At 37.3% G+C, this 25,355-nt stretch carries 23 protein-coding genes and 1 pseudogene; 4 read left to right on the top strand and 20 right to left on the bottom strand.

Going from position 1 to position 25,355, the window contains the following annotated elements:
• From D7I46_RS02780 to D7I46_RS02750, 7 genes are all read right to left on the bottom strand, one after another.
• Entirely contained in the window at positions 1 to 255 is a 255-nt protein-coding gene (locus D7I46_RS02780; RefSeq protein ID WP_120771493.1) for a GlsB/YeaQ/YmgE family stress response membrane protein, read from the bottom strand.
• Between the two features lie 122 nt (positions 256 to 377).
• The gene (locus tag D7I46_RS02775; protein WP_120771492.1) at positions 378 to 2,099 is read right to left on the bottom strand and encodes an ABC transporter permease/substrate binding protein; all 1,722 of its coding nucleotides are present in this window, start codon (positions 2,097 to 2,099) and stop codon (positions 378 to 380) included.
• A complete protein-coding gene (locus D7I46_RS02770; protein WP_120771491.1) occupies positions 2,092 to 3,300 on the bottom strand; it encodes a quaternary amine ABC transporter ATP-binding protein in 1,209 nt (402 codons plus the stop codon). The genes D7I46_RS02775 and D7I46_RS02770 overlap by 8 nt, the downstream gene beginning before the upstream one ends.
• A 167-nt stretch (positions 3,301 to 3,467) precedes the next feature.
• On the bottom strand, positions 3,468 to 4,091 hold the full coding sequence (locus D7I46_RS02765) for a GntR family transcriptional regulator (protein WP_120771490.1): 624 nt from the start codon (positions 4,089 to 4,091) through the stop codon (positions 3,468 to 3,470).
• A 290-nt stretch (positions 4,092 to 4,381) separates the two neighbouring features.
• The gene (locus D7I46_RS02760) at positions 4,382 to 4,636 is read right to left on the bottom strand and encodes a metal-sensitive transcriptional regulator (protein WP_120771489.1); all 255 of its coding nucleotides are present in this window, start codon (positions 4,634 to 4,636) and stop codon (positions 4,382 to 4,384) included.
• A gap of 2 nt (positions 4,637 to 4,638) precedes the next feature.
• Positions 4,639 to 6,285, bottom strand: coding sequence for an FAD-dependent oxidoreductase (locus D7I46_RS02755; RefSeq protein ID WP_120771488.1), 1,647 nt, complete (start codon positions 6,283 to 6,285; stop codon positions 4,639 to 4,641).
• A complete protein-coding gene (locus D7I46_RS02750; protein ID WP_120771487.1) occupies positions 6,278 to 6,571 on the bottom strand; it encodes a rhodanese-like domain-containing protein in 294 nt (97 codons plus the stop codon). The genes D7I46_RS02755 and D7I46_RS02750 overlap by 8 nt, the downstream gene beginning before the upstream one ends.
• A 244-nt stretch (positions 6,572 to 6,815) precedes the next feature.
• Here D7I46_RS02750 and D7I46_RS02745 point away from each other — a divergent pair, with 244 nt between their 5' ends.
• The 3 genes from D7I46_RS02745 (at position 6,816) to D7I46_RS02735 (ending at position 9,877) form a co-directional block, all read left to right on the top strand.
• Complete coding sequence (locus D7I46_RS02745) at positions 6,816 to 7,523, top strand: response regulator transcription factor (RefSeq protein WP_120773270.1); 708 nt, start codon at positions 6,816 to 6,818, stop codon at positions 7,521 to 7,523.
• Complete coding sequence (locus D7I46_RS02740) at positions 7,504 to 9,066, top strand: sensor histidine kinase (RefSeq protein ID WP_120771486.1); 1,563 nt, start codon at positions 7,504 to 7,506, stop codon at positions 9,064 to 9,066. Before D7I46_RS02745 ends, D7I46_RS02740 begins: the two co-directional genes overlap by 20 nt.
• A 370-nt stretch (positions 9,067 to 9,436) precedes the next feature.
• Entirely contained in the window at positions 9,437 to 9,877 is a 441-nt protein-coding gene (locus D7I46_RS02735; RefSeq protein ID WP_120771485.1) for a DUF4395 domain-containing protein, read from the top strand.
• A gap of 472 nt (positions 9,878 to 10,349) precedes the next feature.
• Here the strand turns inward: D7I46_RS02735 and D7I46_RS02730 are convergent, their stop codons facing one another.
• The 7 genes from D7I46_RS02730 to D7I46_RS02700 form a co-directional block, all read right to left on the bottom strand.
• The gene (locus D7I46_RS02730) at positions 10,350 to 11,054 is read right to left on the bottom strand and encodes a GntR family transcriptional regulator (RefSeq protein ID WP_120771484.1); all 705 of its coding nucleotides are present in this window, start codon (positions 11,052 to 11,054) and stop codon (positions 10,350 to 10,352) included.
• A gap of 156 nt (positions 11,055 to 11,210) precedes the next feature.
• A complete protein-coding gene (locus tag D7I46_RS02725) occupies positions 11,211 to 12,269 on the bottom strand; it encodes a BMP family lipoprotein (RefSeq protein ID WP_120771483.1) in 1,059 nt (352 codons plus the stop codon).
• Positions 12,270 to 12,600: 331 nt separating this feature from the next.
• Entirely contained in the window at positions 12,601 to 12,993 is a 393-nt protein-coding gene (locus tag D7I46_RS02720) for a cytidine deaminase (RefSeq protein WP_120771482.1), read from the bottom strand.
• Complete coding sequence (deoC, locus tag D7I46_RS02715) at positions 12,980 to 13,642, bottom strand: deoxyribose-phosphate aldolase (protein WP_120771481.1); 663 nt, start codon at positions 13,640 to 13,642, stop codon at positions 12,980 to 12,982. The genes D7I46_RS02720 and deoC overlap by 14 nt, the downstream gene beginning before the upstream one ends.
• Positions 13,643 to 13,805: 163 nt before the next feature.
• Complete coding sequence (locus D7I46_RS02710) at positions 13,806 to 14,003, bottom strand: hypothetical protein (RefSeq protein ID WP_120771480.1); 198 nt, start codon at positions 14,001 to 14,003, stop codon at positions 13,806 to 13,808.
• Position 14,004: 1 nt separating this feature from the next.
• Positions 14,005 to 15,297: a pyrimidine-nucleoside phosphorylase gene (locus D7I46_RS02705; protein ID WP_120771479.1), complete on the bottom strand. Its 1,293-nt coding sequence runs from the start codon at positions 15,295 to 15,297 to the stop codon at positions 14,005 to 14,007.
• Between the two features lie 25 nt (positions 15,298 to 15,322).
• The gene (locus D7I46_RS02700; protein ID WP_120773269.1) at positions 15,323 to 15,922 is read right to left on the bottom strand and encodes a class I SAM-dependent methyltransferase; all 600 of its coding nucleotides are present in this window, start codon (positions 15,920 to 15,922) and stop codon (positions 15,323 to 15,325) included.
• Between the two features lie 676 nt (positions 15,923 to 16,598).
• Here D7I46_RS02700 and coaA point away from each other — a divergent pair.
• Positions 16,599 to 17,519: a type I pantothenate kinase gene (gene coaA / locus D7I46_RS02695; protein WP_120771478.1), complete on the top strand. Its 921-nt coding sequence runs from the start codon at positions 16,599 to 16,601 to the stop codon at positions 17,517 to 17,519.
• Positions 17,520 to 17,757: 238 nt separating this feature from the next.
• Here coaA and D7I46_RS02690 read toward each other — a convergent pair.
• From D7I46_RS02690 to D7I46_RS02665, 6 genes and pseudogenes are all read right to left on the bottom strand, one after another.
• Positions 17,758 to 18,692 (bottom strand): annotated as a pseudogene (locus D7I46_RS02690) (cation diffusion facilitator family transporter).
• A gap of 322 nt (positions 18,693 to 19,014) precedes the next feature.
• Complete coding sequence (locus D7I46_RS02685) at positions 19,015 to 20,451, bottom strand: glycoside hydrolase family 1 protein (RefSeq protein ID WP_120771477.1); 1,437 nt, start codon at positions 20,449 to 20,451, stop codon at positions 19,015 to 19,017.
• A gap of 59 nt (positions 20,452 to 20,510) precedes the next feature.
• Positions 20,511 to 22,433, bottom strand: coding sequence for a beta-glucoside-specific PTS transporter subunit IIABC (locus D7I46_RS02680; protein WP_120771476.1), 1,923 nt, complete (start codon positions 22,431 to 22,433; stop codon positions 20,511 to 20,513).
• Positions 22,434 to 22,505: 72 nt separating this feature from the next.
• A complete protein-coding gene (gene licT, locus D7I46_RS02675) occupies positions 22,506 to 23,351 on the bottom strand; it encodes a BglG family transcription antiterminator LicT (protein WP_162930820.1) in 846 nt (281 codons plus the stop codon).
• A 171-nt stretch (positions 23,352 to 23,522) separates the two neighbouring features.
• On the bottom strand, positions 23,523 to 24,293 hold the full coding sequence (gene trpA / locus D7I46_RS02670) for a tryptophan synthase subunit alpha (RefSeq protein ID WP_120773268.1): 771 nt from the start codon (positions 24,291 to 24,293) through the stop codon (positions 23,523 to 23,525).
• 55 nt (positions 24,294 to 24,348) lie between these two features.
• Positions 24,349 to 25,269, bottom strand: a complete 921-nt coding sequence (locus D7I46_RS02665; protein ID WP_120771475.1) for an alpha/beta hydrolase — start codon at positions 25,267 to 25,269, stop codon at positions 24,349 to 24,351.
• Positions 25,270 to 25,355: the final 86 nt, after the last annotated feature.

The raw sequence follows: 25,355 nt of genomic DNA, 5'->3' as shown, positions 1-25,355 counted from the left end.
TTATGTCCTTTTATTTGAACGTCCAAAGATGGCCGATACAATCAAAACTAGAATGACTGCGCCAATAATGGAGGGAAAAATAGCCATACCTGCCAATTGAAGTCCCCAATGTCCTAGAAGTCCTTCACCTATAGCCGAGCCGATTAAACCAGCCAAAATATTACTAATGATTCCCATTTTCGCTCCTCGACTCGTGATTGCACCTGCAATCGCACCAATAAGAGCACCAACAATTAATGACCATATAAAGTGCATATTCACCCCTCCTTTTATTTACTTTAATCTACTTATTATTTTATCATTCGTAATATGAAAAGTACAAAAAAGTGCTTACAATTTTCAAATCTAAAACTCAGTATAGTGACTGTCAATAAGCTTTATTTGAACCACGCATCCACCTGTTTTTGATGCGCTTTTATCCATATATCCGCTGCTTGTTCCGGATTTTTGCCATTTTGAATATCTAGCATTACAGTTTCCATATCTTTTTGGGTCCAATTAAATTTATCTAATACTTTATAAGCAACAGAATTTTCTTTCTTTAATCCTTTACGCACTACAGTATTGATATTTTCTTCTGTTCCCATCGTTCCTTTAGGGTCAGATAAATATTTCAAATCATATTTATTAAACATCCAATGTGGTGACCACCCTGTCACAATAATATCCTTATGTTGTTTAATCGCCTCTCCAAGCGCAACTGTCATTGCTCCAGAAGATGATGGAACCAAATTCCAATCTTTAAGATTATTATAAGATTTAAGTGTTTTTTCAACTGCAGCCATTTCACCAGCTCCTGGTTCAATTCCGACAATTGTCCTATCTGCTTGATTTGTTAATTCCGAAATAGAATTGACCTTCATATAACTTGGAACAACCAAACCGACTTTTGCCCCTTTCAAGTTAGGTCCTAATAAGTCAACAGATTTCCCAAATTTTTTCCACTGTGTTTTATGAGTGTTAGGCAACCAAGCTGAAACCATACCATCTGCTTGACCATTTGCTACAGTCTGCCAAGCCACTGTATTATCTAACGCCGTCGTCTTAACTTGAAAACCATGTTGCTTCATTGCCTCACTCAAAACATTAATTGAGGCAATCTCTGAATCCCAGTTCATATAAACTAAGTCAACTTTTTTCTCAGCCGTCTTGTTCTTAAAAGAGACTCCTGAAAATCCCCCAATGATAAGAACAACTAGAGATAACAGTGCAACACGGCGCTTCCAAACTCTAAATTTAGCATTTTCCTGTTTTTCAATTGGCGATACATTTAATTTTTGGGTAAAACGGTCAATGATAATAGCAAGAATAACCAGTGCAATACCATTAACAAACCCTTTACCAATATCTGCTGACTGGACAGCTGATAATACTCCACGTCCCAATCCTGGTGCGCCAATCATAGAAGCAATCACAACCATAGATAATGCCAGCATAATCGTTTGATTAACCCCTGCCATGATTGTCCCTTTGGCTAATGGAAATTCTAGCTTGAATAATTTCTGTCTTGGTGTAGAACCAAATGAATTTGCAGCTTCTACCAACTCTGTAGGAACTTGTCGAATCCCCAAATTGGTCATACGAACTGTTGGAGGTAAGGCAAAGATAACCGAAGCAAACACACCAGGAACAACTCCAATGCCAAAAAATGCGACAGCTGGAATCAAGTAAACAAAACCAGGCATAGTCTGCATAAAATCCAAAATAGGTTGCACAATTTTAGCAACAAGCTCTGACTTCGCCATCCAAATTCCTAATGGAACACCAATAATAATTGATAATAAACTAGACAATAGCACCAAAGTTACGGTATTCATCAAATCCAGCCAAAGTCCTTGGTTGGCAATCAAAACTAAACCTAAAAATGTGAAAATAGGAAAACCAATTTTTTTACCTGAAACTAAAATCGCTAATAGAGTGATAACAATAATCATCAACCAGAATGGCACAGCCGTTAACCCAGCAGTCACCCCATTCATTATTGTCGTCCCAGATTTTTGGATGATATCAAAACCAACCGCTAAATGGCTTGTAATCCAATCTGTTGCCGTTGAAACCCATTCTGCCAACGGTAATTTATCAATTGATAACTCAAACATTAATCTTCTCCCCTGTTTCCGTCGGCGTATCTGCTAAAGCTTCTAGTACACTTCCTCGAATTAGAACCCCTTTTAAATATCCCTTGTCGTCAACTACTGCTACTGGTGTTGGTGAATCATAGATGATTGGTAAAATATCACTGACTAATGTTTCTTTACCTACTTTCCCAACTTCTGTTGTCATCACCTCACGCAAAGATTGATTGCTCTTTCTTGCTGCTAAGGCTTGCTCACTTGTGACAACTCCTTGAAAATGGCGCTTTTTATCAACGGCCATCAAAGAACTGACTTCTTCTGTCTTCATCTTTTTAAGCGCAACACTTGGACCATCAACATCAACATTCGTTGTTAAAGCTGGAATCATAATGTTTTCTGCTGTTATTACTTTAGCTCGGTCAACATCTTCTACGAAGGTTTTTACATAGTCATTTGCCGGATGGGTTAAGATTTCCTCACCTGTACCAATTTGAATAATTTTTCCATCTTTCATAATCGCAATACGGTCTCCGATTCGAAGAGCTTCATTTAAATCATGAGAGATAAATATGATTGTTTTCTGAAACTTTGCCTGAAGTTCCAATAATTCATCCTGCATTTCTCGACGAATCAAGGGGTCAAGCGCAGAGAAGGCCTCATCCATGAGCAGAATTTCAGGGTCATTGGCTAAAGCACGCGCTAATCCTACACGTTGCTGCATCCCACCTGACAATTGATTAGGATACTGGTTTTTGAAATCAAGTAAGTTTGCATTTTCAAGTGCATTTTCTGCTCGTTTCCGTCTTTCTTCTTTAGGTATATTTTGAATTTCCAAGCCATATTCTGTATTCTCCAAAATAGTACGATGAGGAAATAGTCCAAAATTTTGAAAAACCATACTCATGGTTTTACGACGAACTTTAAGCAAGTCTTCCTTATTGAGTGTTGCAACATCTTGTCCATCAATATAAATCTTACCACTTGTAGGCTCTATCAAACGGTTTAACAAACGTAATAAGGTAGATTTTCCAGATCCTGATAAACCCATGATCACAAAAATTTCTCCTTCATTAATCTCAAAATTTGTATCATAGACACCGACAGTTGCACCTGTCTTTTTCAAGATTTCATTTTTGGATTCTCCTTGTTCAACCATTGCTAGTGCGTTTTTCACGCGCTTACCGAATATTTTGGTAAGATGTTCGATTTTAACTTTTACTGGCAAACTTTTCTCCTTTACTTTTTTAAAATTCTTACAACTAACCATAATCACTTATCCAATACTGTTCTTTTAAATATATGTAAAGTGACCACTTAATAATATCAGCAAGTTGTCACTTTGTCAAACATACCGTTTGCTGTAAAGAAAAAGCATTGTTTAATCAAACAATGCTAATCCTTGGTATAAAAGAAGTTTTGAAGAATTTGAAGTGTATCAGATGTCCCAACAAAATAAAGTGTATCTCCTTGATTTATTGTTGCATACGGTCCAGGGGAGATCACTAATTCATCGTTTTGGAGGATTGCTATAACTGTTGCACCTGTATTTTGCCAGAGACTCATCTCACCCAACGTTTTTCCTAATTTTTCAGATGCTTCTGCAAGTTCAAATTCGACAGGAGTCATTGGATTTGACTTTTGAAAATGTTCTGTTTGTCCCACAAGTTTATCAAGAATAGACGAAAAATTAGCTAATTCTTTTTGTTGGCGAGATACGCTTTTTAAAATCTCTGTTTGTAAATCCTGAATACTTTTTACTTCTTGATATTGTCCTAAATATTCTTGAGCTTTTTGGCGTGACGCGATGACAACTCCACTTCCATGAATCGAGTCAACGATACCCAAATCACCTAATACACTAATTGCTTTTCTAGCTGTTTCGGATGATACACCAAAGGTGGTGGCTAAAGTCGAGCGTGCATATATTTTTTGTCCAACTTTGAGCTCATTATGAACTATTTTTTCAGCAATTAGGATAGCAATTTGTTGGTACCTTGGCTGTCTCACTTCTTTCACGCTATATCTCCTCTCCATTTTATTAAGTATTTTTCTAGTGTCGTGACTTCATTAGTGGAGGAGTCGTTCTCTGACACTAAGTTAAAAGTTTCAACATATTATAGCTTTTTATACCCTTTTTTTCAATACTGTAGATCGTTCATCATGAAAAATCAGCGCTGCTAAATATTCATTGCAGCTTTTACTAGGCCTTTCGCTTTATCGATTTAGTGTTTTAGCACAAATAAAATATAAAATTGTAAAAAAAGAGGGCACAAAAGGTTAGCGTTACAGTTCTAGAGTAAAAGTATTTATTTTTTTATAATCATTTTGATGGCTTGTTCAATTTTATCTTCTTTTTTCTCAGCAGTTTCTGATAACAAGCATGTTTTCAAATTTTCAGCTACGATAAGACCAATGAGATTATCTAAGCTAGAACGTACAGCAGTAAGCTGCGTGACTATGTCAATACAATCTTTTTCTTCTTGCATCATGCGCAGGACTCCTTGAAGCTGTCCATCTGCGCGTTTTAAACGATTTGTCATTTTTTTATCGTAATTATTCATTTTTACTTCAACCCTTCATCTGTCACTGAGCTGTAAAGTCCATAAGCACCATCTAAATTTTGGACTTGGAAGCCATTTCCTTTTAAAATTCGCTCTGCATTATAAGAACGCAAACCTGATTGACAGCTTACGATATAGGCTTGATTTTTATCTAATTTGTCAAGATGATTCCTAAGCTCATTAAGTGGAATATTGATAGAATTTTTAAACGCACCAAGCTTAATTTCACTAGGGTTGCGCACATCAAGCAATTGCTTACCTTTTGCAAGTTCGTTGGCTAATTCATGCCACTGAATATTTTCTGACAATCCTAAACTGATGTTCATTGCCGCATAGCCCAACATATTGATTGGATCTTTGGCAGATCCAAATGGCGGTGCGTAAGTCATCTCCAACTCAGGTAAATCAAAAATGGTTAAATTACCCTTGATTGCTGTTGCCAAAATATCTATTCGCTTATCAACACCTTTTTGCCCAATTGCTTGTGCACCATAAATTGTCCCACTTTCTGGGTTAAAGATGAGTTTTAATAAAATTGGAGTTGCATTTGGATAATAGCTTGCATGGTCATTGGCTGTGATATGAACGACTTTATGATTTAATTTTAATTCTTGTGCATATCGTTCAGAAATCCCTGTGGTTCCGATGATTAAGTCAAAAACACGAACGATTGCAGTTCCAATGGAGCCACGATTTTTGACTTGCAATCCAGATAAAACATCTGCAACTTGGCGTCCTTGACGATTGGCTGGGCTAGCTAGAGAAATCAAGGTATCTTGCTCAGTAATCTGATTTTTGACAATAATCGCATCACCGACAGCATAAATATCTTTTATCGAGGTTTCATAATTTTCATTGACTAAGATACCGCCACGTAGTCCTAATTCTATTCCAACTGCTTGAGCCAATGCTGACTCAGGTTGCACACCCACTGACAGAATCACCATATCTGCTGACAGAATGCTACCATCTTCTAAAATAATGTTGTCCGTAGTAAATTTACTGACAGATACTCCTGTCAGTATACTGACAGAATTTTTAGCTAGTTCCCTTTGAACCTGAACAGCCATTTCTATATCAATCATCGGTAAAACATGAGTTGCTTTTTCTACAAGTGTGACTTCTATTCCCCGTTTTTTGAGATTTTCTACCATCTCCAACCCGATAAAACCTGCACCAATGACAAGCGCTGATTGTGGATGGTGTTTTTCAATGTGTGCCATAATTTGGTCAACATCAGGAATATTTCGTAAAGTAAATACATTCTTTGCTTCTGACAGGCCTACTATTGGTGGAACAATAGATTTGGCACCTGGTGATAAAATCAATGCATCATAACGCTCAACATAAATTTTTCCATCACTACTTACAGAAATGGTTTTATTGTCAGCATTAATTTTTACTACTTCAGCATTCTCACGGATGTCTAAGTTAAAACGTGCTTTTAAAGCTTGCGCAGATTGAACAATTAAGTCATCACGATTTTCAATTGCACCACCAACATAATAAGGCAGGCCACAATTTGCAAATGACACATGGGGGCCTTTTTCAAAAACAATGATTTCTGCATCCTCTTGGAGCCTTCTCAATCGTGTTGCGGCAGACATTCCGCCAGCAACACCACCAACAATGAGATATTTTTTAGCCATTATTTACCAAATTTCCTTTCCAAGCAAGCGTGCCACCACTCACATTTGTTACGTTCAAGCCCTTACTTTCTAAAAATTGACAAGCACGTTTTGACCGCGCACCAGATTGACAGATAATATAAGCTCCATTTTCAACCTCATTTACCCGCACGGCAAGCTCACTCAAAGGAATATTTTTTGCCGTTGGTACGTGCCCTGCTTTATATTCATTGCTTTCGCGGACATCAATAATAACTGATTTGCTAGCCATTGCTTGTGTTAATTCTTGTATTGTTACAGCTTTCATTTTACTCTCCAGTTTTTCTAGCTTGCTCTACTTCTATATTTCTCGATATTTTCATGGCGCAAAAACAGCGCATAATATGCGAATTGCTTTTCTACAGATATCTTTTCAAAGTAGAAATAATAGTTTAATGAATTCATTATATACCCCAATGGGTATATTGTCAAATAAAATTAACTGTTTTTATTTAGCAAAAGATATGAATCTTTGGGAGCAAAATCATCATTCATTTGTTATAATAAAAAGTATGAAAAAAATTTTAATTGCTGATGACGATCGGTCAATTTTGACCCTTCTCTCCTATCATTTCCGTCAAAATGATTTTGAAGTGACGACAGCTGATGATGGAAAAAAAGCTTATGATAAGGTGAGAAAAAATCCATTTGATTTAATCTTATTAGATCTCATGATGCCTGAATTTTCTGGGATTGAAGTAACAAAAAAACTTCGTAAGGAAGGAAATTTTACACCGATTTTGATTTTGACAGCGCGAGATGATGACGAAATGAAACTGACAGGTTTGTCAGCAGGTTCTGATGAATATTTGGATAAAACCACTCCAATGAAAGAAATTATCGTACGTGCCAACGCATTGATTCGTCGTAGTCAGATGTATAATGATGTTACTAAAAATTCTGTCAGCACTGACAACAACAAACCGACCTCATTGATTACTGACAGAATGGAAATTGATTTTGTCAAAAAAGAAGTCACTTTTGACGGGAAAATTTTGGATTTAACCAAGCGAGAATTTGAAATTTTAGAACTTTTAGCAGAAAGACAAGGCGAAGTCATCAGTCGAGAAGAGTTGCTCAAGCATTTTTGGGGAATTTCAGAATCCGCAGAAACAAGAACTATTGATGTTCTTATCTCAAAAATAAGAAAAAAATTAGACAATCGATACATCAAAACAAAACGAGGATTTGGTTACTACTTTGAAGAAAACGAAGCTTAGAAACATCGTCATTTTGACGGTGATTTATATCATCGCAACTTTGAGTTTAGTTATTTTGCTCAATCAAAATATTCTTAATAATGATACCAATCGAGTGCTTGAACGCTCAAGTAATATTCAACTTTTTCTTGAAAAACATCCCAATGTTTCTCTCCCTAAAGGTTTTGAGCTTCTCCCCAAAGCTACAGATGATTCTGACACAAGAAAAATTGCACATGGTGCTGCTTACTCAAGGGATTTGACCCGATCTAAGATTACGATTACAAGCCCGATTTTCGATGATGGGCAGGTCAAAAATTATCTGCAAATTACCGAAAGTAGAACACCCTCTTGGTTCATCAGCTTTGCCACGGTTACTTTTGCTATTTTAATTTATCTCGGTGTAGGCTTCCAAGTCCTCAATCGAGCTCGTGAATTGCGCAATTTTACCGAAAACACTGTTGCAAAAATTAAAAATATTGAGCGTAGCCCACTTACTCAAAGTTATCTCATCAGTGAAAAAGATGACCGTATCACAACAGCACTAAATACACTTGGCGAAAGCATTCAGCGACAAGCATTATCTCATACTGAGAAAAAAGAAAACCTCTATGAATTCATTGAATTTTTCCAATTTCCTATCTTTATCTACAACAACAAAGGTAAAATTCGTAAAACCAATGCTGCCTTTAAAAATGAATTTACAGATACGCATAATCTTGATATTTTTAGTCCTTATGCCGATTTTCTGACCTTCCTAGTTGATAAAATGCTCCATCCTGATATTCAAGAAAAACTCTTTTATTTTGAAGAAATAGCCGCCTATTATCAAGTTCGGATTACACCTTTGCCAGAACTTGATAGCCGTTTTCTCGTTACTATGATGGATGTTACAAGCTACTATCGTACATTAGATGCTCACAACGCCTTTATTGCCAATGTTTCGCACGAATTGAAAACACCTCTTACTTCTATCAAAGGCTTTGCTGAACTTTTGGAATCTGATGATATCTCTCAAGAAGAAGGTAAAAACTTTGCAGCAATTATCAATAAAGAAAGTTCTCGTTTGATGAATTTGGTGCAGGACACTCTGCTTTTAACCAAACAAAATCATCGAATTGATAAGAAAAAGCTCAACCTTACCACACTCATCCAAGATATTTTGAACACCTCTCGTCCGCAAATCTCGGAAAAAAATCTCCATTTGGAAGCTCAAGTTGACAATATAACTTTTAAAACCAACCAGCAAATGGTTCATAGCATTTTTGAAAATCTCATCGAGAATGCTATTAAATACACACCAAATGATGGGAAAATCATTGTCAGCCTTCAAACCAAAGATAGAAAAGTAATCTTTAGTGTCACTGACAATGGACCCGGGCTGACAGAAATCCAAAAAGAACGTATTTTTGACCGTTTCTATCGTGTTGATGAAAGTCGTTCAGAAGTCAGAGGAACTGGACTTGGGCTCTCTATTGTCGAAAAAAACGTTCAGGAACTTCAAGGACACATCGACGTCGTCAGTATTATCGGAAAAGGGACAACTTTTACCGTTACCCTATAAACAAACACTCTGTCAGCATACTGACAGCTTTATACAGCTTCAAGCAATAGATATAGACTTCTGTTAGTGTACTAACAGAAGTCTTTTTATCTACCTTTATTAAACTTGTCACTCATCATAAAAAATTTTTAAACCCATCTCTCCTCAAATAAGATAAAATCAAACTATAGCCAAACCATTTTAAAAATCACAATGATTTATGGTACTCCGCACCTGTTCTAACACAAAAAATGCGCCAGAACTTGACAATTGTAGAACGATTAATAAAAATACAATCCCATTTTAAAGTAGTTCTAGTAGATTAACTACGAGTTCCTACAGAGTTTTTAAAACATCTGTAGAAACTCAAAATTCTTGAAGGAGATTTCTTATGAGCAAACCTAGTATCCAAGGTGTTCCTCGTCCACTTGTACGCACCAATCAAACTGTAATCGTCATCAGTATTATTCTTGCCGTTTTCACCCAATTTTATTGGGTCCTCCTGCTCCCTATCCTTGCTGGTTTTTTAGGTATTTTCTTTGAACGAAATTTTGTCATTCTTATTGCAAAACGTTTTCTAAAAAAGAAAGCTTCTGAATATCTCTTGGAAGATAAGTCTGATTTACGTTTTAATCAAATTATTGCCACTGTACTCTTAACAGCAAGCCTAACTGCTTCGCTTTTTGGTCATCTTATTCTCGCTATTATCTTTGCCACGCTCGTTTTCATCGCAGCAAGTGTAGCCTTAAGCGGTTTCTGTGTAGGTTGCTGGCTTCATTTTCAAATAAAACAATATCAATATAAAAGGAAAATAAAAAAAGGAATCTCATAACACCACAAATAAAAGAACCCTGCCAGTTAATCTGGCAGGATTTTGAAGTAGCTACTTCATTGGTGGGAGATTCTTTTTCCCACCAATGTTAGGGTAAAACCTCAAGGTGTAACAACTAAGCAACCTGTACGCATCTAAAAGTGCAACAGTCTGCTTAATCTCAAGCTATGAGGTCACACCTCTCGCTTTGCTACGTTATCCATTCACTCTAAGTGACTATCTCTAAAGTCTATCCTGCCATCTTTAAGAGGTGGGGGAATTGCGATTGTGACTAGGTGCTTTGCTTTTGCTCTTGCTGCTTTAGCAGCTAAGCAAATGGACAGTAGAGCAATGAAGTTGCATAGAGACCGTTCGTAGAACGGCGTGCAAAGTACGTAGCCCCATAGCAAGCATCGACAGCGTAGCCCAACCAAAGGTCCGATAGTATGCACTTGCTAAATTAGAACAAAACTAGCGTACTATAATACTTATACTATCTTTCCAAATAAAACTCAAAACGGTCTCCAACGTACTGAGAAAGCACATACTCAAAAGCTGTCCCATCAGCAAGATAAGAAACTTGAGTTAACCCTAAAATTGCAGAACCTGCACGAGTTTTTAAATACTCAGACACCTCAGTGCTTACCTTTTTAGCAGAAACGATTTGCTCACTACGCGAAATCACATGCCCATGCTTTTCCAACGTTTTAAAGAAATTACTCGTAATCTCCTTCTTATCAAAGTTTTTCACTAGATTAAAAGGAATACTCGCCACTTCAAAACAAATAGGAATATTATCCGCATAACGAATCCGCTCCATACGAATGATTGAATCTTTTTTAGTGATATTCAGTTTTTCGCATTCTACTTCATTGGGAGCAGTTTTGATATAGCTTAATACTTCAGTTGAAGGCACTTTACCTTGTGATATGATAATCTCTGTGAAAGAAGTCGTGCCCCGCATTTTTTCACGTACTCGACGACTTGCAACGTAGGTACCAGAGCCAACTCTTCGGTCCAAAATCCCTTCATCTACCAAAGCGGTTACCGCCTGCCTTGCAGTCATGCGACTTACACCAAATCGTTCCGCCAAATCTCTTTCACTTGGCAGACGTTGACCAATTTTCCAGATGTTTTTCTCAACTTCATCTTTAAGTGCATCATGAATCTTAATATAGTTTGGCACTGCTTTTCTCATGACCTCTCCCCTCTGCTAAAAAATCTATACCGATTTATAATCTGTCTATATCATTATAACATAGTTTATCACTATTTTTATACAAAAACATATAATTTAACAGACAATTCAATCCAATATAAAAAAACCAACACATTCGTTGGTTTTTTATTTTTATTATTTAGATGGAACAGTAATCTTACCAGAAATAATATCAGCTTTTGCAGTAGCAACAGCATCTTTGATTTGTGGTGTTACATTATCAAGACCAAGGTCTACCCCACCATTTTTGAGGTTGTAAGTAACGGTTGTTCCACCAGGGAATTTGCCATCCTTAGTTTTGTCGGCAATATCTTGAACGACTTTACCAACTTCTTTGATTGTTGAAACGAGGACAAAGTTTGATTTTTTACCATCTTTAGAAGTGTAACCACCAAGATATTTTTGGTCTTGGTCAACACCGATAAGCCATACTTTATCTGCTTCATTCTTTTGAGCATTCAAAGCTTTTGCTTCACTAAATGCACCAACACCAACACCACCAGCACATTGATAAACTACATCATCACCAGAACCATACATTGCTGCTGCAATAGTTTTACCTTTGGCTGCATCTGTAAATGAACCAGCATATTGAACATCTACTTTAATGTTAGGATTTACAGATTTTGCGCCTGCTTCAAAACCAACTTGGAAACGAGTGATAACATCAGATTGCATTCCTCCGATGAAACCAATCTTATTTGTCTTAGTTGCTTTTGCAGCAGCTACACCGGCAAGATAAGCCCCTTCATTATCGGCAAATGTTGCTGAAGCCACGTTCTTTTGACCAGTAATTACTGAGTCAATGATAACGAAGTTTGATTTTGGATTGTTCTTAGCTGCTGCAGATGTAGCATCTTGAAGTGAGAACCCAATACCAAACAAAAGTTTATAACCTTGTTGTTCAGCTGAGTTAAAGTTTGTTGTATAATCTGAAGCTGAATTTGATTGGAAGTACATGAAACCTTGACCTTTTTTAAGGTTATTTTCTTTACCCCAAGCTTGAAGACCTTCCCACGCTGATTGGTTGAATGAACGGTCGTTGATACCACCGGTATCTGTGATGATAGCTGCTTTAAGGTCTGTCTTAGCTTTACCTGATGATGACCCTGCTGCATCGTGTGAACGGCAGCCTGCAAGGACTGCCACTGAAGCAAGTGCAACTGCACCGACTGCGATTACGCGTTTGTTCATGGAAACGGAACCCTCCGAATATTTTTTAATGGCTAAACTTTAGCTTAAGACTATTTTAAGCTATCTGTTTCTTTTTTTCAAGCATTATACAAAGATTGAAGGCACTTTTCACTTAACGTTCGGTATTACCTTACAATTTTTATAGAATACCATTTTTCTACTGGAAATGCGCTTACTTTTTTCAATTATACACACAATTGTGTCCAATTTTTAAATTACAGCGCTTTCTTTAATACCCTAATTTTTCTGCCAATGAATTTCACTGGCAGAAAATCTGAGTCCTTGCTTTTGTGAGAAAGCAAAATTAAATAACATTACCTCCTACTCTTAATTAGTTCAATTCTGTAAACGAATAAGGTAACAATTCACCTACAGAAGTCATCTTAACTTTATCAGTCTTCGACAACAGATAAACTGGCATGTCTGCAGCACAAAACTCTGCAATCACTTGACGGCAAGCGCCACAAGGACTAATCGGTTCTTGCGTTTCGCCATAAATATAAAGTGCATCAAAATGCGTTATACCCTCTGATATTGCTTTGAAAATCGCTGTTCGTTCGGCACAATTAGATAATCCAAAACTAGCATTTTCAATATTACACCCTGTAATGATTTGACCATCTGGTGTGTGAAAAGCTGCACCAACTGGAAAGTGCGAATATGGAATATAAGCTTGCGCCGCCGCTTCCTTCGCAGCTTTCACCATTTCTTTAGTAACTGTCATGACTTGTCAGCCCTTCCATGATAGCAACTCCTGCTGATACACCTAGACGGGTTGCTCCTGCATCAATCATTGCTTTAGCTTCTTCGAGATTATGCACACCACCTGATGCCTTAACACCCATATCAGGTCCTACTGTAGCACGCATCAATCTAATATCTGCAACCGTTGCTCCAGCAGTTGAAAAACCAGTTGATGTTTTGACAAAATCTGCCCCTGCACGTACTGCTGCTTCACATGATTTAATTTTTTCATCATCTGTAAGGAGACTTGTTTCAATAATGACCTTCAAAAGTTTGTCTTCTTTTACTGCATTTACTGCTGCAATATCTGATTCAACGAGCTCCCAATTTCCATCTTTAGCCGCACCAATATTAATGACCATATCAATCTCATCAGCACCGTTTTCAATGGCATTTTTTGCTTCAAAAGCCTTAACTTCTGATGTATTTGCTCCAAGAGGGAAACCAATGACTGTGCAAACTTTAACATCTGTCTCTTTTAATTGTTTACTTGCAAAGCTTACCCATGTTGGATTAATACATACACTCATGAAGTCATATTTTTTAGCTTCATCAATGATTTGTTGAACCTTTTCTTGCGAGCTATCCGCTTTAAGAATCGTGTGGTCAATATATTTATTAATTTTCATTTTTAAGAGATGAACTCCTTATTTGGAGCTCAATTCCTTTCTTTATTGTTTTTAAATTTTATCTTTTACTAGTTTATCTCTAAATCTAAATCTATATTAGCAGATTTAGTATGCGATAAATGATAAAAGTAAGGGCAAACATAAGAGATGGTTTGCGTAAACACTAGGTTCTGTTTTTATTCCACTTCAAATAAACCATTCCGACAATGATATAAATAATGACGAAGATGATAATAAAAGCGATAAGTTGTATAACCCAACTATAATTTTGCAAGAGCAACTTTATTATTGCACCAGAAAGTGCAGATAACACGACTTGAAGTCCAACAATGACTGGCGGAAGTTTTAAATCATCATTCATTTTAGCGAACAATTTCTAATATTTCTTTCTGATGAACTTGTTCGTCAGAAATAACAATGCTATCGTTAAACTCGGAGATGAGTTCTTCCGAAATTTCACGATTACTGTAAAGTGTTGCAATTAAATCGTTGTTGCTAACTTTATCTCCAACTTTTTTTGCAAGTAGAATTCCTGCTTCAAAATCAATTGTATCAGCTTTTGTAGCGCGTCCAGCACCCAGTTTCATGGCGAGAACACCAACACCTAATGCTTTTTCATCAGTGATGAAGCCTGTTTTGGGGGCACGAATTTCAACTTTGTATTTGGTTTTGAGCGGTGCAGTCAGATTTTCAAAGGCTGTTGGATCGCCTCCTTGGGCTTTTATCATAGCGACAAATTTGGCATAGGCAAGTCCATTATCAAGATTTTGTAGGATTTCTGGGATTGTTTTTTTATCGCCTGCAAGCTCCAGCATAATCTGTGCTAATTCAGCAATAAATTGGCGAAATTCAGCTGTTCCCTTACCATTTAGCGTATTGACTGCTTCTGTAATTTCATTACGATTTCCAATGGCATAGCCTAAAGGCTGACTCATGTTTGTGATAACAGCAACAGTTTCACGGCCAACAGATTTACCTAGGTCAACCATGGTTCGTGCCAAAATTCGTGCATCTTCCACAGACTTCATGAAAGCACCATCTCCTACTGTCACATCAAGTAAAATTGCATCTGAACCTGCGGCAATCTTTTTAGACATCACAGAGCTTGCAATAAGAGGAATAATGTCAACTGTCGCTGTTACATCTCGGAGCGCATAAAGGAGCTTATCCGCCTTTACAAGCTCATCTGATTGTCCAATCACAGCAATCCCAATATCTTTTACCTGTTCAATGAATCCCGCCTCAGTTTTTTCAATATTAAAACCTGGAATAGACTCTAATTTATCTAAAGTTCCACCTGTATGACCAAGTCCACGTCCTGACATTTTTGCGACAGGAACACCGAATGAGGCAACGAGTGGGGCGAGAATTAGCGTTACTTTATCACCAACACCACCTGTTGAATGTTTATCTACTTTAATACCTGAGATATCACTCAAATCAAATTCTTTTCCTGAGTGAACCATTGCCATCGTAAGATTTGATATTTCAGAAGTATTCATCCCTTTGAAATAAATTGCCATTGCAAGTGCCGACATTTGGTAGTCTGGGACGCTGCCAGCCACATAATTTTCAATCATCCAGTCTATTTCGGATTGATTAAAACTTCCACCATCTCGTTTTTTTTGGATGAGGTCAACCATTCTATAGGTCATTTTTGCTCCTATTCTAATTTTACTATCATTTTTTGTAACTTCTCAAAATGAAGTAACCCTTATCTTTCGCAATCACAATACAATTACCAAAGACTTCTTCCATCTTTTTTTGAGCAGATGGTGCTCCTTGTTTTTTCTGAATGACAATCGTAAGCGTTCCTGCATCATTGAGATGTTCAAAACTTCCTTCCAAAATGCCATGAACGACTGATTTTCCTGCCCGAATCGGTGGATTGCTGATAATTGCATCGTATTTCCCGCTGACAGTATCATAAATATCAGAAATTTTGATTTCATCAATACTGACAGCATTTCTGTCAGCATTTTGACGGCACAAATCCAATGCACGACTGTTTACATCAACCATTGTGACCGCTAAATCATATTTTTTAGCTAACGTCAATCCAAGCGTCCCATAACCACAACCAACATCCAATAGTGTTTTCGCATTTTCTGGATTAAAATTCTCTAATAAAACTCGTGAGCCATAGTCAACTCCGTTTTTTGAAAAGACACCACTGTCTGTCAAAAATTTCATGGCTATTCCTAAAAGTTCAACTTTTATTTCTTGAATATCATGCGCTAAATCACGATTATCCTCGTAGTACATATTTGTCTTTACCATTATCATTATTCTATCATAAATCATTTTTTTTCGCGCTGAAAATTTTTTCATAAGTGCAATTTTATCATGTAAACTCTTACATTCGTTTAAACGTAATGTCACTAACCTCCAGCGCTAGAGTTGTTTTACGATATTTGAGTCCCTTACATCCTATATTTAAAGTGATTCCTTCATTGGTAGGAGATTCTTTCTTCCTCACCAATGTTAGCATCAAAGATATGAGGTCACACCTCCGCTTCGCTACGTTATCCATTCGCTCTAAGCGGCTAAAAGTCGCAAGGCGAAATGGTCCTGTCCTTGAAGTCTACCTCGCTTTGCTGTGCTGTCAATTTCACTATCTCCGCAAAACTTCGTTGCTATGCTGTCCATGCTTGCTATGGTGCTATGTGCTTTCTGCGAACGGTCTATGCAACTTCATTGCTCCATTGTCCGTTTGCTTAGCTGCTAAAGCAGCAAGAGCAAAAGGCAAAGCACTTGGTCACAGTGGCAACCGACTAAAGTCGGAAGTTCAAATCGTAATCGCTAAAGCACTAAGACCCTAGGGCAGTAGAACGAAATTAAGGATTAATGCTGCTAAGTTAAACTTATAAATTTACCATGAAAAACACAGATTACTGCTACTGACAACTGACAGAAAGTTTGTCAGTAATGACAGAAATATGATAAAATATTTATCATGAATGAATTCATCAATTTCGACGAAATTAGCCGTGAAACTTGGCAAAATCTTTATAAAACTTCTATCGCGCCTCTGACACATGATGAGCTTGAATCTATTCGCTCACTCAATGACGAAATTAGTCTGAAAGACGTGCAAGATGTTTATCTACCGCTCGTCCATCTCTTACGTTTATACAAAAAAAATTTAGAAGATATGAGTTTTTCTAAAGGACTTTTTTTACAAAAAATAGTAAAAACGCCGCCATTAATTATCGGTATTTCTGGCTCTGTCGCTGTCGGAAAATCAACTACAGCAAGACTTGTGCAGCTTTTACTTTCACGCGCTTTTCCTAAACTCAGTGTTGAGTTAGTCACGACTGACGGTTTTTTATATACTACTGATGATTTGAAAAACCGAGGAATCCTTGATAGAAAAGGTTTTCCTGAAAGCTACGATATGGAGCGACTTCTTGCCTTTCTCTACCATGTAAAAAATGGTGAAAAATGTGAAATTCCAATTTATTCACATGAAACTTACGACATTCTGCCCGACCAAGTTCAAACCATTGACAGTCCCGATATTCTCATTGTTGAAGGAATCAACGTTTTACAAAATCCACAAAATCAGATGCTCTATATCAGTGATTTTTATGATTTTTCAATTTATGTCGATGCCGAAGAAGAATTAATTGAAAAATGGTATCTGGAACGTTTTGATAGTCTTTTAAAATTAGCAAAATATGATACGACAAATTTTTATCACCAATTTACTAAAATGCCCGTAAGTAAAGTTGTCAATTTGGCAAAAGAAACCTGGGCAAGAGTTAATCGAATTAATTTAAAAGAATACATTGAACCTACGAGAAATCGTGCAGAAGTCATCCTACATAAATCAGAAAATCATTATGTTGATAAAATTTATCTAAAAAAATTCTAATATTATTAATTGCAAAAACCTGTCATCATACTGACAGGTTTTAATTTTACTATAACTAATTCGTTGTGAGAATCGACAATGGATTGATGCCGTAGCGCAAAAACAGCGCCGTGATGCACTAATTGCAGTTACCACTAACCCTTTCACCTTACAGATTTAGTCGTTTAAAGCGGACAGGTATCTGTCGTATAAAATTCCTATCGGATTTTAAAGTAGAAATAGTTATGACAAAAACCTATCATCTACTATAATGTTCATCAAATTCATCAATTTCAATATAAATATAACATTTTTTATCTGAGAGTTTTTGTCGAATTTTCTCCTCAATACTATTGATAATTCCGTAACCATGCGCTTCTTCACTACTTATAATATCTATTTTTGCTGCAATCAAGATTTCTGTTGGGCCTAGATGAGTCGTTCTAATATTGATGACTTGTTTAATTTCAGGACATTCAAATGCTGATAAAATTTTAGAAAGGTCACTATCTGTTACTCTCTCCCCGACAATCAAACTATAAAATTCTCTTGTCAAGAAAATCGCTGCAGCCATAAGTAAAAAGCCGATTAAAAGACCACTTATTGCGTCAAACATTGGATTGGACGTAAACATCGTCAAAACAGTTCCTAAAAGCGCCAAGAGTAATCCAATAATTGCACATAAATCCTCAGCAAAAATAACCAAAATTTCGCTGTGACGACTCTCGTGTAAGAACTTGAAAATAGGTAATTTATCTGTGTTCAACTCTGCAATTTCTTTAAATGCAATTCGCAATGATGACCCTTCAATCAACATACCAACGAGCAAAATCGCAATAACAATCCAAGGATTTTCAACCGAATGTTCAGGGTGAATAAGCTTTTCAAATGCCTCCATCACACCAATCACTCCCCACCAAAAAATAGAAACGTTGCAACAATCATGCTAAAAAAGTATTTTGCTCGCGCCTCACCAAATTGATGCAGATTACTTGAAGCCTGTTTCGCCTGCCTATCACCGAAAAGTAACAAAATCTGATTACCACAGTCTACAACCGAATGAATACTCTCGTTGAGCATCGCAGCGGAACCCGACAGCCCAAAGCCAATAAATTTACTGATTGCCACCAAAACATTGGCACCAAGCGCTGCAAATACAGCAAACATCCCCGAGTTTTTCTTTTCTTTTTCCATATACTCCTCTAAATCATTTTAATCTAACTTAACATAAGCACAATTATATCAAGATGTGAAGCTATTTGTCCAGAACTCAGAAAAATTAGGAAAATTTAGAAATAATACTTACTCATTATAGACATTTATATGCAGTTCCAAAGAACAGAACTCCACTATAAAATAGGAAATCTAGAAACAAAACAAAGTTTCTTAGAAAATTTTATATTTTTAGTCTTATCCACTCTTATAATTTTAATCAACCCAAAAACAATGTCTGAGATGCTCCCTCATTTATGATACATAAAAATTCCGTCAACTTTGACGGAATTTCTTATCCTTTTTAGAGTTTCTTACCATTTGAAGCAATCACCTCTTTGTACCAATCAAAAGATTTCTTCTTAGAGCGTTGGCCTGTACCATGACCTAAATCATCCAAATCAACATAAATAAAACCATAACGCTTACTCATCTCACCCGTGGAAGCCGATACCAAATCAATGCAGCCCCAAGGTGTATAACCCATAAGCTCCACCCCATCTTCTATCGATTGATTCATGGCAACAATATGTTTTCTCAGATAGTCAATCCGATAATCGTCATTAATCGCCCCATCTTCTTCAACTTTATCAATCGCTCCTAACCCATTTTCAACAACAAATAGTGGAACTTGGTAGCGACCATAAAGATCATTTAAAGCATAGCGTAAACCATCAGAATCCACTGCCCAGCCCCATTCACTTTCCTGTAAAAATGGATTTTTGACTCCACCAAGTACCATATTTCCACTTGCAGAAGTCCCTTCACCAGTTTTTGATTCTACTGTTGACATATAATAGCTAAATCCAATATAGTCCACACAACCATTTTTGAGTAAAATTAAATCTTCTTCTGTAATCTCCAAATCATCCGATTTGACACCATATTTTTCATGTAAACGCTGAGTAAACACAGGATATTCCCCACGTACTTGCACATCATTACAAAAATAATTAAACTCCTGAATACTTTGTTGAGTCGCAATCTGATTGATTGGATTGGCATCAAACGAATAAGTCGTAGAATAAATACTCATACATCCAATTTGTAAATCTTTATTTAGTTCATGCCCAAACTTAACTGTTTCAGCACTTGCTACAAATTGATTATGCCAAGCCTGAAAGACATTTGTTTTATCAGCTCCACCATTGGACGGGACCAAGCCTTGACTAAGTGCAGAGAAAAAAGTAGCTGAGTTAATTTCATTAAAAGTCATCCAATATTTAACTTTATTTTGATAACGCGTAAGGAGAACTTTAGCATAGCGAACATAGAATTCAATCAAAGCACGATTTTTCCATCCGCCATATTCTTTAGCCAGATGTAAAGGCATTTCATAGTGCGAAATCGTGATAACTGGCTCAATCCCATATTTTAAACACTCGTCAATCAAACCATCATAAAAATGTAAACCCGCCTCATTTGGCGTCGTTTCATCTCCTTTGGGAAAAATTCTTGACCAAGCAACCGAAAAACGATACGCTTTAAAGCCCATTTCCGCAAACAGTGCAATATCTTCTTTAAAATGATGATAATGGTCAATCCCATCATGATTAGGATAAACGTAATGCTTTTCATCAATCGTCCAATCAAATTCTGGAGAAGCAAGGATGCTCATGCGCTGTTTCCCACCAGGCATCGCATCAGCAACAGAGAGTCCCTTTCCATCAATATTATACGCACCTTCCAACTGATTGGCCGCTGTCGCACCACCCCATAAAAAATCATTTTTAAATCCCATTTTGTCTCCTTATTTTTAGTTTCTTATCGTTTTTCTCTTCTACTTATTGATATTTTTTACTATGCAGGATTTGCTACCAACTGAGTTGCCTGCGCTGCAACCGCTGTTATAAGCATATCATCTTTGCGAACAAATTTCTTATCCGTTGCAATGACATCCATATAATCATCAGTGTTTGTCACGATTATCGGAACTTGCGTGCTATACCCAGCATTTTGAATTCCTTCAATATCAAATTTAACAAGTAGATCTCCCTTTTTAACGGTTTGTCCTTGTTTTACAAAGGCTTCAAAATATTTTCCATCAAGTTGCACGGTATCTATACCGACATGAATCAAAATTTCTGTGCCTTGATTTGAAACCAGTCCCACTGCGTGTTTAGTTGGAAACATAATCATGACTGTCCCATCAAAAGGCGCTCTCACTTCACCAACTGTCGGTTCAACTGCTACACCTTTTCCCATAATTTCTGCTGAAAAAGCGGGATCTTTTACTTCTGCAAGTGGAAGAATCTTTCCTTCAATAGGTGTTAAAATGACTTCTTTTTCTGTTGTTGGTTTAAAATTTACAGGCTTTTTAGAAGTTTCTTCAATAGGTTCACTACTATTATCATCTTCAAAACCTAATATCCAAGTCAAGCCAAAACCAGCGATGACTGAAATAGCACATAAAATCATCATTGTTATTGCACCAGAAACATTTCCGTCAAGGGAAATATTGGCAGTAAAACTAAATATTCCAAATGCAGCCATTGTATAAGCTTTAACTCCCAATGCCATTGCTGCTGCACAAATTACTGCACTAACAATACATGAAGCCCAAAACGGACGTTTTTTAGGAAGGGTAATCCCATAAATCGCTGGTTCCGTAACGCCAAACCATCCTGAAATAAAAGCTGGTATTGCAAGTTCACGCAAACGTTTATCTTTAGTTTTCATCATAACAGCACCTACAGCCCCAGTTTGTGCAAAGGAAGCTGTACTTGCTGCTGTTAAAAGTGTTGTAGGCTCACCTTGTGCAAGAGCAATGATTGCAAATGGTACAAGTGCCCAGTGAAGTCCGAACATTACCATAATTTGCCAAGTGAATCCAAGAACCAATCCAAAAATGATTGGACTAAAGCCTTGAAGCGCCATCAATCCTTTACCAAGAGCATCAGAAATAACATTCATCACTGGACCAATAATCAAAAATCCTAAAGGAATCGTAATCAATGCTGTAAAGAACGGTGTCAAAAAGAGTTTAACTACATCAGGAATAATTTTCTTAAGTTGATGTTCAAGAAAGGCTGCAAATGCTGTAATTGCGATAATCGGCATAACCGAAGAGCCGTAACCTGCAACAGGAACAGAAAATGGAATACCAAAGAAACTTAAACCACCACTTTCCGTAAAAGTTTTTGCTACTGAACCATCTACAAATCCAGGATAGACAATCGCAGCCGCAATCATCATTCCAACGAATGGTGAACCTTTGAATTTTTTCATTGCTGTATAACCAATGAAAATAGGAAGGAATAAGAAAAGTCCATCTCCCATCGCATGGATTACTGCATAGGTTGATGATGCCTGAAATCCTTTACCAAGTGCAAAAGAAAGAATCGCATTTAATCCCTTAAGCATCCCTGCTGCTGCAAGTGGTGCCAAAATAGGTTGAAAAATTCCAGAGATTAATTCAACAAAACGGTCAAAAAGACTTCCTTTTGGTGCTGTATCCGCAGCAGATGTATCTAATTTCCCGATAACTTCATCTACATCTGCACGCACATCTGGCACATGGTTACCAATGACAACCTGATACTGTCCTCCAGCTTGCATAACAGTGACCACACCGTCCATTTTCTTTAGGACATCAGTATCTGCTTTTTTCTCATCTTTGAGTTTAAAGCGCAACCGTGTCACACAATTTGTTAGTGAGAGGATATTTTCCTTACCTCCCACATTTGCTACAATGTCTTTTGCAAGAGCTTCATATTTGCCCATTACAAACCTCCAAAATAATATATTTTTTAGAGGTTTCGCCAACTTAATGTCACGATCCAATTGTTACCAAGATTAATTTTTCTGGATTTTTTCCAGAATTCGTGCAATATGCACGGTCATATAAATTTGCTCACTTTGAGAAACTTGATAAGCACGTGTTTGTTTCAAAAACTCACTTATTTTTGATGTTCCAAGGTAAGCTCTGGGATATTTACGAACAATGAGCGCAAATAAATCCTCATCTGCTGCTTCATCAGATATTGACCCAGATAGGATACGTTCTGCAAAAAACTTGAGATGTGTGATAAAACGTTGAAAATAGGCATCTTGCTCATTAAAATTGACTTGTAAGGTGTATTTTAATGTCGTTAGGATTTCTTCCATAAGTTTAGTTAACTGAGTCGCATACTCATGCCCACTACCCAGTGTTCCATTAACGATATGCATCGCCAAGAAACCCGCCTCATCTTCTGGTAATGAAATTCCAAGTTCTTGCTTCACTTTTTCTAATGTTCCTAGACAAATGTTGAACTCTTCGGGAAAAAATCTTTTAATATCCCACAGCAAGAAATTTTTGATAACAATATTTTCTTTTGTACGAATGATTGCTGCATTGAGATGGTCAGCAAAAGAAACTAAAACTGTATCTGAGATTTCTTTTTTGAACTTTGCTTTCGCTTCAGAAAGCGTAACCATTGATAACTCAATGATATGACTTGGAATTTCTGAAAGAATTTCATAAAAATTCTGCTTATCAGTACTAGCTTTCAGAGAAAAAATCTTTTCTATTTTTTTATCCTCTACAAACTCCCCTGACTTTTTTCCAAATCCAAGACCTAGTCCCATAAGAATCGTCTCTTCTCCGTTTTCATTCTTCGCAATGACCACATTATTGTTCAGAACTTTTTTGATTTTCAAATTTTACTCCATTATTTCACAAAAAAGACCTTACCCACCCTATAGATATAGGGTATGATAAGGTCTAGCTTAACTTAATAATCACTATCCATTTTTTGTGAAACCGTTTTATTTGACTATAAGTATAACATTTCAAGAAACCGTTGTCAACAATAAATTAGAATATTTATTTTATTTATTATTATTTTGTGTAGCTGATTGGATAAACGCAAGCACTTCGTCTTTTTTGCCTTCATGCAAATCTCGGACAATTTTTGAGCCAACGATGACGCCGTCAGCAACTTTGTTAAAGCGCTCAACATCTGACAAACTAGAGACACCGAAACCAACGCAGACAGGGACTTCTGAAAGTAGCGACAGCTGACGTAAATGCGCATCCAGCTCATCAGAATAGGCATTTTCTTTTCCTGTCACGCCGTTAATAGCGACAGCATAGACAAATCCTTCGGCATTTTTGACCAGTTCTTTTTGGCGTTCAGTGCCTGTAGTCAAGCTGACGAGCTGCACCAGAGCAATGTCCTTGTCGCCAATAAAATCTGTGATAAAATTTTGTGCTTCCATTGGCACATCAGGGACAATCAAACCTTTGACAGCAGTTTCTGTCAGCGCTGACAGAAATTTGTCAGTGCCATACTGATAGACGGGATTCATGTAAGTCATGACAATCAGCGGCACAGCGCTACTGACAGCCTGTAAGTGCGCCACGATGTCTGTCAAATTCACATTTTTCGCCAAAGCCCGCAGTCCGGCCTGCTCAATGACCGGCCCGTCAGCCACGGGATCGCTGAAAGGCACGCCAATCTCAATCGCCGATGCACCTGCATTTGCAAGCAAGTCAATCGTTTCTTGCAGTCCGTCAAGTCCTTTCTCATGGTCGCCCGCCATGATGTAGGGAATGAATACTTTGTTAATATTTTTTAAATGTTTTTCTAATGTTTTCATTTTTTCCTCTTTCAATCTGCATCCAATTTTTTCATAATAACGAATGTTGTCCGCTTTAATCCCTGCTAATTCCTCCGCTTTTTTGATATTCATCTTTGTTTTCCTCAATATTTTCTTGCTCAGAAAACTTATTTTCTAAAATCTTGCGCCAATCTTTCGCATGATTGATAAACCCAAGATGTCCACCAGCCAAGCGAACAAAATCACAATCTAGCCTTTCACTACAAGCTTTGGCAGGTTCTGCTAACCAGACTTTTTTATCTAAAGTCCACTCGCCTGCCGCGAAAATCATTTTTTCCTTTGATTTCTCCAATACAGCAAAGTCAGGTAAGAAATTCGTTACGGATAACAGCTCCTGCTCAATAAAAATTTTATCAGCAAGTGCAGCGTAAATCTTTGGCAAACTTTCCTTTTTAGCTTCGGCACTCAGATAACGTTTCAAATAAAAATCGGCTAAAAGCGGCTCAAGCGTAAAACGCCCCACGATTCCCATGCCAAATTTTGTTGCTGCCTTAGAAGCCCCTTTATCCAGTGCCAACTGATAGCAATCACTCATGAAAGTCTGCCATTTTTCAGAATTTTCCGCCAAGTGAGTCAAAGGTGGCTCGTGAAAAAGCGCCTTCCTGACCGTATCTGGAAAATCTTGCAACATTTTCAGCGCAATCACTGCACCACTGCTATTGCCTAGCAGATAAGCGGAACTTTCGCCAGCGGCATGAAGCACGGCTTTAGCATCTCGCGCCTGTTGTGCCAAGTCAAAATATTCGGGAGAATGTGCCGTAGAGCGACCGTTGGCACGTCGGTCATAGCTAATCACCCTGAAATGCTCCGCCAGCTGGTCTGCGAGTGGAAGAAAGCTGTCTCCCTCACCACCACCGCCTGCAATACAAAGGAGTGGCACGCCCTGACCCGTGATTTTATAAGACAATACATCTCCGTCTATCTCAACTTGTCCATAAATTCGTTCTTTCATCATGTCCGCCCGTTTTGCAATATTTTTATAACTTTTCTCAACTATGATAATGTTTTCTCAAATAAATTACAGCAAAAATTGTGAGTAAA

Origin of the sequence: Lactococcus allomyrinae, assembly GCF_003627095.1 — a bacterium.
GTDB classification, from domain to species: domain Bacteria; phylum Bacillota; class Bacilli; order Lactobacillales; family Streptococcaceae; genus Lactococcus; species Lactococcus allomyrinae.
Note: the sequence above shows the minus strand (reverse complement) of the source record. Positions and strands in the feature narration are given on the sequence as shown.